The sequence below is a fragment of the Heyndrickxia shackletonii genome (assembly GCF_001420715.1).
Taxonomy (GTDB): Bacteria; Bacillota; Bacilli; order Bacillales; family Bacillaceae_C; genus Margalitia; species Margalitia shackletonii.
Genome location: NZ_LJJC01000004.1, coordinates 1149694 through 1165156 on the forward strand (window position 1 = coordinate 1149694; position 15463 = coordinate 1165156).

The following is a 15463-nucleotide window of genomic DNA, read 5'->3' on the forward strand; positions in this document are numbered from 1 at the left end:
ACATGCGGAGGTGTGTGGATCAGGAAAGTCTTGAAAGGAGAAAAAAAATCATAAAGAAAGTAGGGATGGTAATTGAAGAAAAGATTTTGGATTCATTTAGGTATAATTTTTACGATGATATTAAGTACTGTCATTACTTTTAACACACCAATAGTCTCTGCGAAAGAAAATTCTCCAAAAGAGTATGAAATATACCCAGTACCTCACCAAGTGACATACTACGATGGGACGATGAAATTAAACAAACCTATTCAAGTAATATACGACGACACCATAGATTCCGTAACTAAGAAAAAAGTTGAAAACGTGTTAAAACAAAATGGCTACCAAGCCCCAAGAACAGGAACGAAACCTGCTAAAGATAAAATCAATCTTTTAGTTGGTACAAAGAACTCGAGCGGCCCTGTAGATACTTACGCAACCAACAATCTAAGCAGCGAAGGAATGGATTTTTCAAAGATTGATGCTTATGATTTAGACATTCAGAACAATACCATTACTATTTTAGGAAAAGACTCAGATGCAAGCTTCTACGGTGTGGTGACTCTAAACGCAATCTTGTCTCAAGCTAAAAACAAAGAAGTACGAAATCTAACCATTCAAGACTATGCAAATACCAAAATTAGAGGATTCATTGAAGGATATTATGGAATCCCATGGAGCAACGAGGATCGCATGTCATTAATGAGATTTGGCGGTAATTTTAAAATGACATCCTATATTTTTGCGCCAAAAGATGATCCATATCACAGAGAAAAATGGGATGAGTTATATCCCGCGGAAAAATTAGCAGAAATTAAAGAAATGGCACAAGTCGGGAATGAAAATAAAACTCGCTTTGTTTGGACTATTTCACCATTAGGTGAGGTTGCAAGGATTGCTCAATCAGGCGGTGACCCAATGCTGAAACTGAAGGAAAATACCGATAAGATGCTGGCAAAATTCGATCAGTTATACGATGTTGGTGTTCGCCAATTTGGTGTTTTAGGGGATGACGTCGGCAGTCTACCAACCGATTATGTTGTCAAATTGATGAACTCAGTATCTGATTGGGCTAAGGCAAAAGGAGATGTCTATGATATTTTATATTGTCCGGCAAGCTATAATTCCAGCTGGGCATGGAATCCAGCTGAGTTGAATGCCTATGAAAAAGGATTTCCTAAAAACATACAAATTTTCTGGACTGGATCCACGACCTGTGCACCAATTGAGCAGTCTACTATTGATACCTTCAAAAATCGCAGCAATGGTGGTGTGGTGAGAAGAGATCCATTGTTCTGGCTAAACTGGCCGGTCAATGATGTGGATATGTCACGTGTATTTTTAGGAAAAGGGGAAATGCTGCAGCCTGGAATTAAAAATCTTGCGGGTGCGGTAACAAACCCAATGCAGGAAGCGGAAGCATCTAAAATAGCGTTATTTGCTCTTGCGGATTATACATGGAATACAGAAACCTTCAACGCTGATAAAAGCTGGAATGACAGCTTTAAATATATTGAACCGAATGCAACAGAAGAGCTTCATACTTTAGCGAAGCATATGTCTGATGCATATCCTAACGGCCTTGCTTTATCCGAGAGTGAAGATATCAAAGGTTTATTAGATCCCATCACTTCCAAAGTGAATAATGGGGAATCGATAAAAGATGTTGCACCAGAGGCAAAAGACCAGCTCCAAAAAATTGCAAATGCTGCAAATGGATTTTTAGCTAAAACGAAAAATAAAAAGTTAAAAACAGAGCTGACACCATTTGTGAAAGCATTAAGAGATATGGTGCTTGCGGATATTGAATTTATCAAAACCGACCTTGCCATCGAATCAGGCAATAAAGCAGATACATGGAACCATTTTTCAAAAGCAACCACCTTACGTAAGCAAAGCTTAAACTATGATCGACCAATTTTAAATGGGACGATGAAAACAAAGCCTGCGAAAAAAAGGCTGCAGCCGTTCACCGATAATTTACAGAATAAAATTACGCCAAAAGTAACAAAACTTCTTGATATTAAAAAAGAAGAAACAAAGGCAAGCATTTTTACAAATGTTGCAGCTTATAAAAACCTGCAGCTTACAGAAGAAAAAACGGTCACTTCCATAAATAATGCAGCACCTATTAAGCTGAACAAAGGCCAATACCTAGGCTTAAAGTTAAGCAGAGTAAAAGATATAACCAATATCGAAGCACCTTCCGCAAAAGGTTTAATATTAGAAACATCACTTAATGGCATCGAATGGGAAAAGGCAGGTAAGAAGCCTGCAGATGCCAGATATGTAAGGCTATTGAACAAGCAAGCAAAGCCAGTTCAGTTTACATTGGGAACATTAAAGGTAACATCCTACGAGGTGGAACCAAAATCCGTAAAAGAAACTAATTATACAAGTGTTGAAAATCCTCTCGCTCTCTTTGATGGTGATTATTCGACTCCAGCATGGTTTAAAAATAGTCAGATCGCTGGAAAGTATATAACTTATAATCTGGGGCAGGAAATCACCTTGCATAATTTAAAAGCCGTTATTACAAAGACGGAGCATGACTATCCTAGACACGCCGTATTAGAGGCTTCCTTAGATGGAAACCAATGGACTACGGTGATGACATTTGGAAGTCAAAGTGGTGAAAATGTGGGAGAAGCAACAGATGATGACCAAATTGATGCGATTTTTGATAAACTTGAAGATCCATATCGAGTAAAAGAGGTCAAAAATTTAAATCAAAAAATCAAGTATATAAGATTGAAAGTTACAAGAACCAAAACAGGATCAGATAAATGGGTTAGATTACAAGAGTTAGTGATTAACGACGGTCAGTACTATCCTGAACTAAACGATCCAACCATTACAACTCCTGCGGTGAATAAAGCAGGAAACACCAAGGATAATTTGATTGATGGGAATTTGGAAACGAAGTTCGAGCCTATAGGAAAAAATGCCGGCCAAATCCTTTATCATATTGGGGAAGCAGAAAAGAAAGTAACGGGAATTACGATTTTGGAAGATCCAAACAGCTTATCCAGCGGTAAAATATCGGTGCGAACAACTAAGGGCTGGAGAAAGCTCGGAACCATTTCAGCAGGTTATCACTTCTTCCAAACAAATAAACTTCCGCAAGTTTTGGATTTGAAAATAGATTGGCAAAAAGGAAAAGCTCCATCCATATATGAGATTAAAATTGATAAAAAGTAGTGAATTGGGATAGGGGGTGTAGATCCCTTATCCCAATTTATTGTGATATGAATGAGAAGAGGGATCCGTCCACCATTTCATATTTAGGTCTATAGTCCTAATTCGCGAGATTAGGAGCGAAATTGACGAGATTAGAAAAAAGACTCGACTGAAGAAGCGTATCCCGTTCCCTCCACCACATTAAACGCGTTTTTCCCTCAACAATAAATATAAAAAATAAGGTGCACCAATTAAGGCAGTAACAATTCCTGCAGGGATGCCATCTGGATCGGCAAGATTTCGCCCGATTGTATCTGATATTAGTAATATCAAACCGCCCATGAGAATCACAATCGGCATATATAATTGACTTCTGGGGCCAATGAGAGATTTGGCCAAATGCGGGGCAAGAAGTCCGATAAAAGCAATTCCTCCGGTAACGGAGACGGCAGATGCTGCGAGTGCCACAGCTGTAAGCAGCAAAACAAATCTTTCCTTTTTAAGATTCAGCCCCACTCCAATTGCAGATGGTTCAGATAACGCTAAAATATTCAAACGATTGGATTTAAACAGTGTAAATGGGATAAGAACCAGGATCCAAGGCAGAATCGCCCATATAAAAGGCCAATCTGTTCCCCATATATTTCCCGATAACCATTTACTAATGAAATCCACTTTCTCTCTTTCAGCCCCGGAAATGAATACAATCATAGCACCTGAAAGCGCCATGGAAAATCCTACACCGACAAGTACTAATTTTACAGGCTGAAAACCTACCCGTTTATTATAGGAAAAAATATAGATAAAAATCGCTGTCAAAAAGGCACCGATAAATGCAACTATCGGAAGTACAAAAGCAAAGTAATGCGCCTCAACAGGAACAAATAAATAAAAAACCGCAATAGCAACTCCAGCTCCAGAATTAATCCCGATAATCCCCGGGTCTGCTAGGTCATTCCTTGTAAGACCTTGCAAAATAGCTCCAGATACTGCTAAAGCCATCCCTGATAATAAGGTAATCAAGATTCGCGGCAAGCGTATGGAAAATAGAACAAAATCTTCTTTAAAGGTTCCATCCCCGCTTAAGATAGGCAGGATTCTATTAAAAGCGATTGGAGCATAACCAGTAGTCATTCCAATCACAGTAGTAATAATAGTTAAGCAAAATAAAATAGCTAAGATAATTCGCTGCTTTCTAACAACAGAAGGATGCATCATGATAGTACTTTCCCTCCTTTATGAACAATAAATAGAAAGAAGGGAAGTCCGATAATCGATACTATGGCAGCAATCGGTGTTTCATACGGTGCATTGATCGTGCGTGCGATAGTATCAGCTAAAGACATGAAGGAAGCTCCGAAAATAGCTGACATCGGCAAAATAAAGCGATAATCCGTTCCAACGATTTGCCGAACGATATGTGGCACCATTAAGCCGATAAAAGCTAGATTTCCAACAAGGGAAACAGCTGCACCTGCAAGAAGGACAATGATAACATATAGAATAGCTTTAATTCGTGTAATATTTTGTCCCAGACCAATCGCGACATCTTCGTTTAAGCTTAAAATAGTTAACTGTTTTGACAGAAAAATAGAAATCACGATACCAACGATGATAAAAGGAATAATCAGCTCAAGCTGATTCCATGTTGTACCGAGTAAACCGCCTGATGTCCACATGGATACATCCTTTGAAATTTTAAAGTAGAGACCAATGCCGTCTGCTACCCCGTACAGAAAAGTAGAAACCGCAGCACCCGCTAAGACAATACGAAGGGGGGAAAATCCGCCTTTTCTTATTGCTCCAATTCCAAACACAGCTAAGACACCACCGGCAGCCCCAATAAAGCAGGCAATCATAATCATAAAATAATTGGCGGATGGAATCAGTGCAACGGTGAGAGCTAGAGCAGCATTTGCTCCCGCCGTTAACCCCAATAACCCCGGGTCTGCTAACGGATTCCTTGTTAATCCCTGCATAATAGCCCCGGCAACAGAAAGGGCAGCACCAACAAATATAGCACCTATTTCTCTTGGAAGACGGATTTCGCGAATCATGGTAATCGTTTCGGAGGTTTTATTCGTGGCAATTGCATGCCAAACCTCACTTAACCCTGTCTTCGCAGCACCGAACACCATCGCTGCTATAAAAGTCATAAGGAGCAAAACAATTCCCATTATAAATTTAGTAAAATCAGATTTTACACTTTTTGTTTTCATTATATGACACCTAACTTTTCTGAGAAAAAGGGCGACAAAAATGTGCCACCCTCATTCTGATAATCTATCTATTAATTGCCAAGAAACGCCTTCCTAAAGAAATCAAGTTGATAATCTAATGTTAACGGATCATTGAAATAAAATGCTTTTGCATCGACTTCAAAGACATGCTTGTTTTTCACAGCCGGAATATTTTTGTACGTTTTTGTATTTTGGAAGGACGTATCTCCATCCTTGTTTTTACTGAAAATAACATAATCGCCTGCATATTCGGGAAGTACTTCCGGTGAAATGGCGTAATAACCAGGTTTTAAAGCAGTTTCTTCCACCTTTTTAGGCATTTTCAGCCCCATTTCTTGATATAATATTTCTGTTCCTCGGCCCCAGTTATTTCCGAATACGTAAAGCTGTTTATCGAAGTTTTCAATGACAGAAACCGTTGAATTAGTCCCAATTTTCGCTTTAATTTGTTCGCCAGTTTCATGTGCCCGCTTTTTGAAATCATTTACCCAGGAAGTCGCTTCTTTTTCCTTGTTTAATAGCTTGCCAATTTCTATTTGCTGTGTTAAATAGTCTACTTTTCCGTATGTAAAGACAACAGTAGGAGCGATTTTCTTCAGCTTATCTAGATTTTTTACGTTGTCGAGACCGATAATTAAGTCCGGATTCAGTTCAATAATTTTCTCTAAATTTTCATCCGAAACTTCCGCAACACCTTTTAATTTGTCTTTAAAATTAGGATTCATTTTAGACCAAGAGTCTACGCCAACGAGATGAACGCCAAGTGACATCACATTTCCGGCAAAGCTTGATAAAACGACTACTCTCTTAGGATGAGCGGGAACCTCAACGGGTCCGTTTTCAGATTGGTATGTAATGGTATCCTTTTTATTTTCTTTTTCCTCAGCGGATTTTTTACCTGTTGTACCGGAACATGCTCCTAACATGAGAACAACAATTAACAGTAAAAACGGAATAAACTTCTTTTTCATTTTGCATATTCTCCTTTTAATAAATTGTAAGTTACACAGATTGGTTTATTTGTTCTCGGGTCCAGACCAATATCAGCATCAATATGAAATACTTCTCTAAGTACTTGTTGATTGATTACTTCATCACTGGTTCCGGCTTTCACTATTTGCCCGCTCTTTAATGCAATGATGTAATCGGAAAAACGCGCAGCTTGATTAATATCGTGCAGCACCATAACAATCGTTCTTTCTTGCTCCTTATTAAGCTTTTGCAAAAGCTCCAGCACTTCTAATTGGTGAGCCATATCTAAATAAGTGGTCGGTTCATCAAGAAAGATCATTTCTGTTTCCTGGGCTAATGCCATTGCTATCCAAACACGCTGACGCTGGCCGCCGGATAATGCGTCCACTTGATGAAACTTGAACTCTGATATCCCGGTAACCTCTAATGCCCAGTTTATGACCTCCAAGTCTTTCTTCGACAAGCGGCCAAAGCCTTTCTGATAGGGGAACCTGCCGTAAGAAACTAATTCTCCAACAGTCAGTCCGGCTGCACTTTCAGGTGTTTGCGGCAAGATTGCTAGTTTACTAGCCAATTTTTTAGTATCCACATTCGTTATGCTTTTCCCGTCCAGAATAATCGAGCCTGATTGATGTGGAATAATTCGCGTCATTGCTTTCAAAAGAGTTGATTTCCCGCAGCCATTTGACCCAATAATGGTGGTTATTTTTTTTACAGGGATTTCAATCGATAAATCTTTTACAATGGAACGCTCACCATAACCAATATGTACATGATCTGTATAAAGGTGGACCATGAAGATGCCTCCAATAAAAATATTTTGTTGATATTGATAATCATTATCAGTTACAATGTCACTATAAAGTGATTCAATCTTTTTGTCAATAAACTTTTTTAAAGAGAGATAAATATATTGGAGTGAAAAAAATGAGCAAACTGGAATGCTTTGATGTAACGATTTTGGGCGGAGGGCCAGCTGGACTTTATTCTGCTTTTTACAGTGGTTTGCGAGGAATGAAAACAAAGATTGTTGAATATCAATCACAGCTAGGTGGAAAAATACATATTTATCCGGAGAAAATGATATGGGATGTCGGAGGGCATACACCTCTTCCAGGAGCAAAATTAATAAATCAGCTTGTGGAACAAGGTTTAACATTTAACCCGGAGGTTGTCCTAAATGAAAAAATTGTATCTATTTCAAAGAATGAAGACGGATTATTTATTTTAAAAGCGGAATCTGGAAACGAGCATATATCAAAAGCGGTAATTGTTGCAATTGGCAGCGGGATTATCAAGCATCAAAAACTGAATATTGAAGGTGCTGAACGCTTTGAGGTTTCGAATCTGCATTATACAGTAAAATCCTTAAAGTATTTTAAAGATAAAATTGTTTTAATTTCTGGAGGAGGAAACTCGGCCATTGATTGGGCAAATGAATTGGAGCCGATTGCGAAAAAAGTGTATGTAACACATCGAAAAGCTTGCTTAACGGGTCATGAATCGCAAATAAGCCAATTACAGTGCAGTTCTGCAGAATGTCTTGCCCAAACTCGGATTGCTAAATTAATCGCCGGAAGTGGAGATCGAATTGAGCGTGTACAACTGGAACATTGTTTCACTGGGGAAGTGACAGAGGTAGAAGTCGATGAAGTTGTAGTTAATCATGGTTTCGATATCGATGCAGCTTTGTTGAATAATAGTGAGTTGAATATTGAACTAGTAGAGCAATTTTACATTGATGGTACATCGATGAGTGAATCCTCGGTACCCGGTCTTTTTGCAGCTGGTGATATTTTAAAGCATGATGGAAAATTGAATTTAATTGCCGGAGCATTTCAGGATGCAGCAAACGCTGTTAATAAAGCAAAGCAATTTATTGATCCGACGGCTGACTCCATTGCCATGGTATCTTCCCATAATGAAGTGTTTTATAAGAAGAACAGAAAGCTCGTTCAAGAAATTGTTAAATAATGTATAAATTTATGGCAGGAGTATACGGAACGGAATCGAATACAGATAAAGGAACGAAATTGCTTAAAAACAAGAAAGTGAGATGGAAATATGTCTCTTCACATCCGTGAAGTAACGAAAGAAAATTGGCGTTCAGTTGCCGAATTAGCGGTGTCTGAACAGCAAGCGCCATTTATTGAAAGCAATGCCTATTCGCTGGCAGAGTCGCAGTATGACAAAAAATGGATTTCAGTAGGACTGTATGACGACGAAACATTAGTCGGTTATGCCATGTATGGTTGGTCATCTCCAATAAAGCAGAGTGCATGGCTGGATCGATTTATGATTGATCAGCGCTATCAAGGAAATGGATATGCAAAGCATTTTTTACCGTTATTAATTCAAAGAATGAAACAGCAATTTTCATGCCGAAAAATTTATTTAAGTCTCCATCCGGATAATTATCCTGCTCAAAAACTATATGAAAAGTTTGGATTCTATCTTAATGGGGAAGTAGATGATTCAGGACCTGTTTTTGGGGTTGTTATGGAGTTAGAAGTAAGTTAATAATGAATTTGTTCCTAAGTCAATTAATCTGATTCGCTGTTTTTATATATCAAATTTGAATTCAACAAGTCCTATGTTTCAGAACATAGGACTTTTCTTTGTGTTGCTCATACTAGTCCAATAGTTTTCTACTAAAAAATTTTCCAATGAGAAGACATACATATTCTTAATAGACTAAATTGACAGTACCAAATTTTTTAAATATAATTTTCATGAAACCGTTTTATGAAAATGTTTCATTTTTGAATTAGGAGAAATGGCTAAATGAAGATTACAATACGTGATGTCGCAAATGCGGCTAATGTTTCACCTGCTACTGTATCACGAGTAATAAATACCCCTGAGCTGGTGGGGGAAGAAACAAAGGTTAAGGTGCAGGAGACGATCGACAAATTAGGTTTCTCACCGAATGCCATCGCTCGTGGCTTAAGTGTCCAAAAAACAAATACGATTGGTTTAATTGTACCAGGAATTTCAGACTTTTTCTTCAATGAACTTTATGTAGGGATAGAAGAAGTAGCAAGAAAAAATAATATGAAAGTGTTGCTTTTTGATTCCCAGCACAGTGAATACAGAGTTCAAGAGGGTCTTACATTTTTAAAACAGCATCAGGTTGATGGGATTATTTTCACCAGTCGCCCCATAACAAGTGACTATGATGCGATCCTTTCCCGGTTAGATGTTCCAGTAGTGTTAGCATTAACACAAAGTTATGGTACATATCCATTAAAATCATTCCGTGTTGATGATTACAAGGCTGCCTATGATGCTGTGTCCTATTTAATTTCCCGCGGTCACCAAAGAATCGGAATGATTTCAGGACCGACTACAGATATTATTGCTGGAAAAACTCGTTTAACTGGTTATAAGGCAGCGTTACAGCAATCTTCTATCCCTATTTCCGATGAGGCGATTGAATATGGGGAATTTCGATTTGAAGATGGGTACCGGGCAATGGCTAGGTTGTTGGAGAAACAAAGTACTAACAAATTGACGGCTGTTTTTGCTGCAAGTGATGAGATGGCAATCGGAGCAATGAGATGCCTCCATGATAAAGGAATTCGAGTTCCAGATGATATTTCTGTCATGGGATTTGATGATTTAAGGATTTGCCAAATGAGTACTCCGACCTTAACGACAGTGGCCCAGCCCTTGAAACAAATCGGCGAATTTGCTGTATCACACTTATTAAAATGTATGGAAGATGAATCAACAAGTATAGACAACAGTATTCATTATGTATCCCATCATATTGTTGAACGGGAATCCGTACGCATTATCGTTCCTGATTAATACAAACAATTTAAAAGTGGTGTCTGCAGTATTGCAGACTTCGTATTTTGCAGAGGAGTTAATATAGTTGAAACGAACTTGGTGGAAAGAAGCAGTTGTATATCAAGTGTACTGGAGAAGTTTCTATGACTCAAATGGAGATGGTATCGGAGATTTACAAGGGGTAATAGAAAAGCTTGATTATATAAAAGACTTAGGTGTCGACGTTATCTGGTTAAATCCTTGTTACGATTCGCCAGATATTGATTACGGTTATGATATTCGTGACTATTATTCCATTATGAAGAAGGCCGGTACCGTTGAAATTTGGAATGAATTGTTAGAAAAAGTACACGCTAAAGGAATGAAATTAATGATGGATTTAGTTGTGAATCATACATCTAATCAGCATCCATGGTTTCTCGAATCATGTTCCTCCAAAAATAATCCGAAACGAGATTATTATATTTGGCGTCCCGGAAAAGATGGGAATCCGCCAAACAACTGGCGTTCGTACTTTACGCCGTCTGCTTGGGAATATGATGAAAGAACGGATGAATATTATTTTCATTCCTTTGCAACAGAACAACCGGATTTAAACTGGGAAAACCCGACATTACGGGAAGAAATATATAAAATGATGCGCTTTTGGCTAGACAAGGGGATTGATGGATTTCGATTAGATGCCATCGCCTTATTAAAAAAACAAGATGGGTTTCCAAATGCAGAAAATCCAGATGATATTCGTTACCTGACTAATAATCCAGGAATTCATATTTTTTTACAGGAATTGAATGAGAAAGTATTAAATCGCTATGATATTTTAACGGTTGGAGAAGTTGCTTTTGTCGGCCCTGATGATGGTGTGAAATATGTTGGAGAAGACCGCAATGAACTTCATAGCTTATTTCATTTTGAAGTTTGTGATGAAATGCCAGATTGGGATTTACAGAGATATAGAGATATTCAAAACAGGTGGTATGCCGGTTTATGGAAAAAAGGCTGGAATTCTCAGTTTTTAAATAATCATGATCATACTAGGCAGGTAACTAGATATGGGAATGATAATGAATTTCGAGTAGAATCTGCCAAGCTTCTTGCAACAATGATCCATACCTTGCCTGGAACCCCATATATTTATCAAGGGGAAGAAATCGGCATGACTGGTGTTGATTATCAAAATATTGAAGATTACAAGGATATTGCATTCCATAATAAATATGAAGAGGAAGTTTCAAAGGGCAGGAATCCTTCTGAGGTGTTTGAAGAATTAAAGCCTTTGGCTAGGGATAATTCACGTTCGCCTATGCAATGGTCTGATCAGAAAAATGCAGGTTTTTCAATGGGAAAACCTTGGATAAAAGTAAATCCTAATTATAAGGAAATTAATGTGGAGAATGAATCGGCCAATCAGGATTCCGTCTTAAATTATTATAAGAATCTTATTCAATTAAGAAAACAGAATCTAGTAATGATATACGGAGATTATCAAGATATATCGAATAATGATCCTCGCATATATGCTTATACAAGAAAGTTAGATTCCGAATGCTGGTTAATTTTGTTGAATCACTCTGATAAAAGCTCTATATTCGAGATTCCGGAAACATTACAGAGAGCCAAGTATGAATTGATTTTATCTAACTATTCGGGTAAAGAGGATTGGAGAAATCTAAGACCCTATGAAGCTCGAATTTATAGGCTTATCTTTTAAATTTATCGAAACAGGGGGGAATAGGAATGGCTTTCCATGTCATTAAGGAAAATGATTTATTTTACCTATCAGATGAAAACGGTAACATTCCGCAGTCTGATCAAAATTATTTTGGGTATGGTCTATATACAAAGGATACTCGGATTCTTTCGAAATTTAGCTTTGGCGTGTGTCCAAATGTTTTAGTCCCTCTAGATTCGGATGTTTCCAATAACTATCAAGGAATCTATCGCTACACGAATCGTGAATTAGCAGAGAATGGAACGATAAAAATTCCAAGAGAAGTCCTCCTTGTAACAAGGAAACAGTTTGTTGACGGGAAGACCTTTTTCGAGGAGGTGTCCATTCATAATTACTCAGGCAATCCGATTGAGCTGACATTACAATATGATACGGATGCTGATTTTCTGGACATGTTCCAAGTACGAGGATTTGCAAGTAAAGGCAAGATAAATGAACGAACCGTCATTATAGAAGGAAATTCTTTAAAGCTGTCGCATGTGGCTCAGGATGGGGTGGAAAGCAAGGTATATCTTCACGGAGAGTTGTTGAATGGGGAAAAGGACTTCTTCACTATAGAAAACCATGGTGATTCTATCAGGCTATCAAAGCAAGTCTCCATTGGCGGACATGATACTTTGAATTATATTATTGCAGTAGATTTCGCTGAGCTTACGGATCATTTATCTGCCACTCTTCAAGTAAAACAAAGTAATGTAGAAAAGTCTTATCAAATTTGGGAAGAAGGAGCACCAAGAGTAGTTGGTGATGATCGTTTCGAAACTTGGTATAACAGAGGTTTAGCAGATATCCGTATGCTATTAACGGATATTGGGTATGGTTCCTTTCCAGTCGCCGGAGTGCCGTGGTTTGCTGTACCGTTTGGCCGCGACAGTCTCATTACAGCTTTTCAGCTTCTTTCTGCCCATCCGGAAGTAGCAAAAGGAACATTAAAGACAATGGCTGCATTTCAAGGAACGAAAGTCGATTCTTGGCGTGATGAACAGCCAGGTAAAATTATGCATGAACTCCGTGCAGGAGAGGTTACAAGAACAAAAGAGCTTCCATTCGGTCCTTATTACGGAACAATCGATGCGACACCTTTGTTTTTAATACTGGCCGCAGAATATTTGCTATGGACTGGAGATATCGAATTTATTAAGGATTTGTTACCTACAGTAGAACGAGCTTTCGAATGGATCGAAAATTATGGTGATCGTGACGGAGATAGCTTTGTCGAATATTATCAGGAAGCCAGTAAAGGACTTGCTAACCAAGGATGGAAGGATTCCGGTGATTCCAACGTTCACAAAGATGGTACCCTTGCAACAGGTCCCATAGCGCTAAGTGAGGTCCAAGCATACACATATAGAGCTTATGAGCAATGGTCTCATATTTTTGCTTTGCTAGAAAACGATATACTTAGCAGAGATTTTGCTGAAAAGGCAAAAAACCTGCAGACTAATTTTATGAAGGAATTTTGGATGGAAGACGACCATGCCGTTGCACTTGCATTAGATGGCGAGAAAAAGAAAGTTGCGAGTATTTCTTCTAATGCCGGGCAAGTGCTTTGGGGAGGCATCCTGCCTAAAGAATATGCAGACAAATTAATAAATCGCTTACTGGAAGATGACATGTTTAATGGGTTTGGAATCCGTACCTTGTCATCTAAGGAAATTGGCTATAATCCGCTTAGTTATCACAATGGTTCTATTTGGGCTCATGATAATTCTTTAATCCTTTCTGGAATGCAGAAATATGGCCGTAAAGATGCAGTTCGTACTTTAACAGGAGGTTTATTAAAGACAGCATCCTATTTTCCTTTCATGCGCCTGCCTGAGCTGTTTACAGGGTTTGGAGAGAGTGAAACAAAGAAGCCAATTCCATATCCGGTATCCTGTTCCCCGCAAGCGTGGGCTGCAGGCACACCTATTTTGGCGTTGCAAGCGATCTTAGGTTTGGTTCCAAATGCTAATAAAGGGATTATTTCTATCAATCCTGTTTTGCCAGTTGGAATAGCGGAGCTTAAAATCGAAAATATACGTATTGCAGGCGGAACGATAAGTATCCTTTTACAGAGAACCGAACAGGACCAGACAACATTCAGTATCTTAAAAAATACTACTGGATTCGATATGCAAATAGAGGCATAAAAGGGGAATATTCATTACTACTCTCTCAAATATCTAAAAATTTGGGAGAGTGGAAATATTATTCTATTAAATAAAGTTATATATTGACTACTCAAGAGTATACGGTGTATATTGAAAAATGTAAGCGGTTTATGAAAATGTTTCAAACAATCATATACTTATTCAAAGGGGGAAAAGGTATGAAACGTAGATTACTAGGAGCAGCTACAGCAGTTGTGATGAGTGTAGGGTTAATAGCAGGATGCAGCTCGAACAGCAGCGGTAATACCGATGGTGGAAAAGTAACATTAAAACTGGGGATGTGGGCATCTAGTCCAGCAGAGAAGAAATTAGTAGATAAGCAAATCGCTGCTTTTGAAAAAGCGAACCCAAATATTAAAGTAAAAGAACAGGTCATAACAGGGGACTATTTACAAGCATTACAGCCGATGTTAGCGTCTAAAACGGCTCCAGATATTTTCTATGTGGATGCTTCTTATGCACCTACACTGGAAGATTCCGGGGTATTAGCAGAACTTGACGATTATATAAAGAAAGAAAAAGTAGATACAAGTGATTTCGCACCGGCAGCTTTGGAAGCGTTTCAATGGAAAGGCAAGACATATGGATTGCCAAAAGACTATAACACAATGGCTTTAGAATATAATAAAGATTTATTTGCAAAGGCTGGAATCTCTGAGCCACCAAAAACATGGGATGAGCTGATCAAGGATGCAGAAATCTTAAAATCCAAAGGGATTGCGCCGCTTTCCATGCCAATTGATGTCGCACGTTATTATCCTTTTATTACAGAATTTGGTGGAAGCTATTATGATAGCTCGGCAAATAAAGTAACATTGGACGATTCTTCAAACGTAGCTGGTCTTAAGTTCTTTTTAGATAATATTCATAATAAAAACATCGTTCCACCAAAGGATTTAGGTGGTGACTGGGCAGGCGTGCCGTTCTCTCAAGGGAAAGTAGCAATGGCTCTTGAAGGTGCATGGGTCCTTCCGTTTATGGCAGATTCAGCTCCTAATGTGAAGTTTGGAATTTCTGATTTCCCATCTGCTGATGGAAAAAGCGGTAATATGACGTACACTGTAAGCTACTCAATGGCAAAGTCAACGAAGCATCCAAAAGAAGCAGCAAAATTATTATTCTTTATGACAGGCAAAGAAGCGGAAAAAATGACGGCCGATTCAGGACTTGCAATTCCATCTCGTGTCAGCCAACAAAGTGCATTCTTGGATAAAAATCCAGAATATCAGGCATTTGTAAATGGGATTAAAAGTGCCACTCCATATCAATTTGGTACTTACGGACAAAACTTTGTAGATGCGATTAACAAAGCTACCGAACAAGGTGCATTAAAAGGATTATCTCCGGAAAAAGTCTTGAAACAAGCTCAGCAAACAGTTGAAAGCCAATCACAACAATAATTTGAAATT

11 protein-coding genes are annotated in these 15463 nt (G+C 38.4%); 7 read left to right on the forward strand and 4 right to left on the reverse strand.

What is annotated here, in order from left to right; genetic code table 11:
* The first annotated feature begins 72 nt into the window (after positions 1 to 72).
* Positions 73 to 3183 (forward strand): glycoside hydrolase family 84 protein, encoded by a 3111-nt coding sequence (locus tag AN964_RS05455; RefSeq protein ID WP_055738728.1) that lies wholly within the window; start codon positions 73 to 75, stop codon positions 3181 to 3183.
* Between the two features lie 180 nt (positions 3184 to 3363).
* Here AN964_RS05455 and AN964_RS05460 read toward each other — a convergent pair whose 3' ends face one another.
* The 4 genes from AN964_RS05460 to AN964_RS05475 form a co-directional block, all read right to left on the reverse strand.
* Complete coding sequence (locus AN964_RS05460) at positions 3364 to 4380, reverse strand: FecCD family ABC transporter permease (RefSeq protein ID WP_055738729.1); 1017 nt, start codon at positions 4378 to 4380, stop codon at positions 3364 to 3366.
* Positions 4377 to 5381: a FecCD family ABC transporter permease gene (locus tag AN964_RS05465; protein WP_083489230.1), complete on the reverse strand. Its 1005-nt coding sequence runs from the start codon at positions 5379 to 5381 to the stop codon at positions 4377 to 4379. The genes AN964_RS05460 and AN964_RS05465 overlap by 4 nt, the downstream gene beginning before the upstream one ends.
* Positions 5382 to 5452: 71 nt before the next feature.
* Entirely contained in the window at positions 5453 to 6373 is a 921-nt protein-coding gene (locus AN964_RS05470) for an iron-hydroxamate ABC transporter substrate-binding protein (RefSeq protein ID WP_055738730.1), read from the reverse strand.
* Positions 6370 to 7170 (reverse strand): ABC transporter ATP-binding protein, encoded by an 801-nt coding sequence (locus AN964_RS05475; RefSeq protein ID WP_055738731.1) that lies wholly within the window; start codon positions 7168 to 7170, stop codon positions 6370 to 6372. The genes AN964_RS05470 and AN964_RS05475 overlap by 4 nt, the downstream gene beginning before the upstream one ends.
* Positions 7171 to 7301: 131 nt before the next feature.
* Here AN964_RS05475 and AN964_RS05480 point away from each other — a divergent pair, with 131 nt between their 5' ends.
* The 6 genes from AN964_RS05480 to AN964_RS05505 all read left to right on the forward strand — a co-directional run bounded on the left by AN964_RS05480 (position 7302) and on the right by AN964_RS05505 (position 15454).
* Positions 7302 to 8348, forward strand: a complete 1047-nt coding sequence (locus AN964_RS05480; protein ID WP_055738732.1) for an NAD(P)/FAD-dependent oxidoreductase — start codon at positions 7302 to 7304, stop codon at positions 8346 to 8348.
* Positions 8349 to 8438: 90 nt separating this feature from the next.
* Entirely contained in the window at positions 8439 to 8894 is a 456-nt protein-coding gene (locus tag AN964_RS05485; RefSeq protein ID WP_055738733.1) for a GNAT family N-acetyltransferase, read from the forward strand.
* A gap of 264 nt (positions 8895 to 9158) precedes the next feature.
* A complete protein-coding gene (locus AN964_RS05490) occupies positions 9159 to 10187 on the forward strand; it encodes a LacI family DNA-binding transcriptional regulator (protein WP_055738734.1) in 1029 nt (342 codons plus the stop codon).
* A gap of 67 nt (positions 10188 to 10254) precedes the next feature.
* On the forward strand, positions 10255 to 11880 hold the full coding sequence (locus AN964_RS05495) for a glycoside hydrolase family 13 protein (protein WP_055738735.1): 1626 nt from the start codon (positions 10255 to 10257) through the stop codon (positions 11878 to 11880).
* A gap of 26 nt (positions 11881 to 11906) precedes the next feature.
* On the forward strand, positions 11907 to 14033 hold the full coding sequence (locus tag AN964_RS05500; protein WP_055738736.1) for an amylo-alpha-1,6-glucosidase: 2127 nt from the start codon (positions 11907 to 11909) through the stop codon (positions 14031 to 14033).
* Between the two features lie 179 nt (positions 14034 to 14212).
* A complete protein-coding gene (locus tag AN964_RS05505; RefSeq protein WP_055738737.1) occupies positions 14213 to 15454 on the forward strand; it encodes an ABC transporter substrate-binding protein in 1242 nt (413 codons plus the stop codon).
* The last annotated feature ends 9 nt before the right edge of the window (positions 15455 to 15463 follow it).

Excerpts from the sequence above, each read along its gene's own strand:
- AN964_RS05460 (WP_055738729.1), bottom strand. The coding sequence starts at position 4,380 with ATGATGCATCCTTCTGTTGTTAGAAAGCAGCGAATTATCTTAGCTATT.
- AN964_RS05465 (WP_083489230.1), bottom strand. The coding sequence starts at position 5,381 with ATGAAAACAAAAAGTGTAAAATCTGATTTTACTAAATTTATAATGGGA.
- AN964_RS05470 (WP_055738730.1), bottom strand. The coding sequence starts at position 6,373 with ATGAAAAAGAAGTTTATTCCGTTTTTACTGTTAATTGTTGTTCTCATG.
- AN964_RS05475 (WP_055738731.1), bottom strand. The coding sequence starts at position 7,170 with ATGGTCCACCTTTATACAGATCATGTACATATTGGTTATGGTGAGCGT.
- AN964_RS05480 (WP_055738732.1), top strand. The coding sequence starts at position 7,302 with ATGAGCAAACTGGAATGCTTTGATGTAACGATTTTGGGCGGAGGGCCA.
- AN964_RS05485 (WP_055738733.1), top strand. The coding sequence starts at position 8,439 with ATGTCTCTTCACATCCGTGAAGTAACGAAAGAAAATTGGCGTTCAGTT.
- AN964_RS05490 (WP_055738734.1), top strand. The coding sequence starts at position 9,159 with ATGAAGATTACAATACGTGATGTCGCAAATGCGGCTAATGTTTCACCT.
- AN964_RS05500 (WP_055738736.1), top strand. The coding sequence starts at position 11,907 with ATGGCTTTCCATGTCATTAAGGAAAATGATTTATTTTACCTATCAGAT.
- AN964_RS05505 (WP_055738737.1), top strand. The coding sequence starts at position 14,213 with ATGAAACGTAGATTACTAGGAGCAGCTACAGCAGTTGTGATGAGTGTA.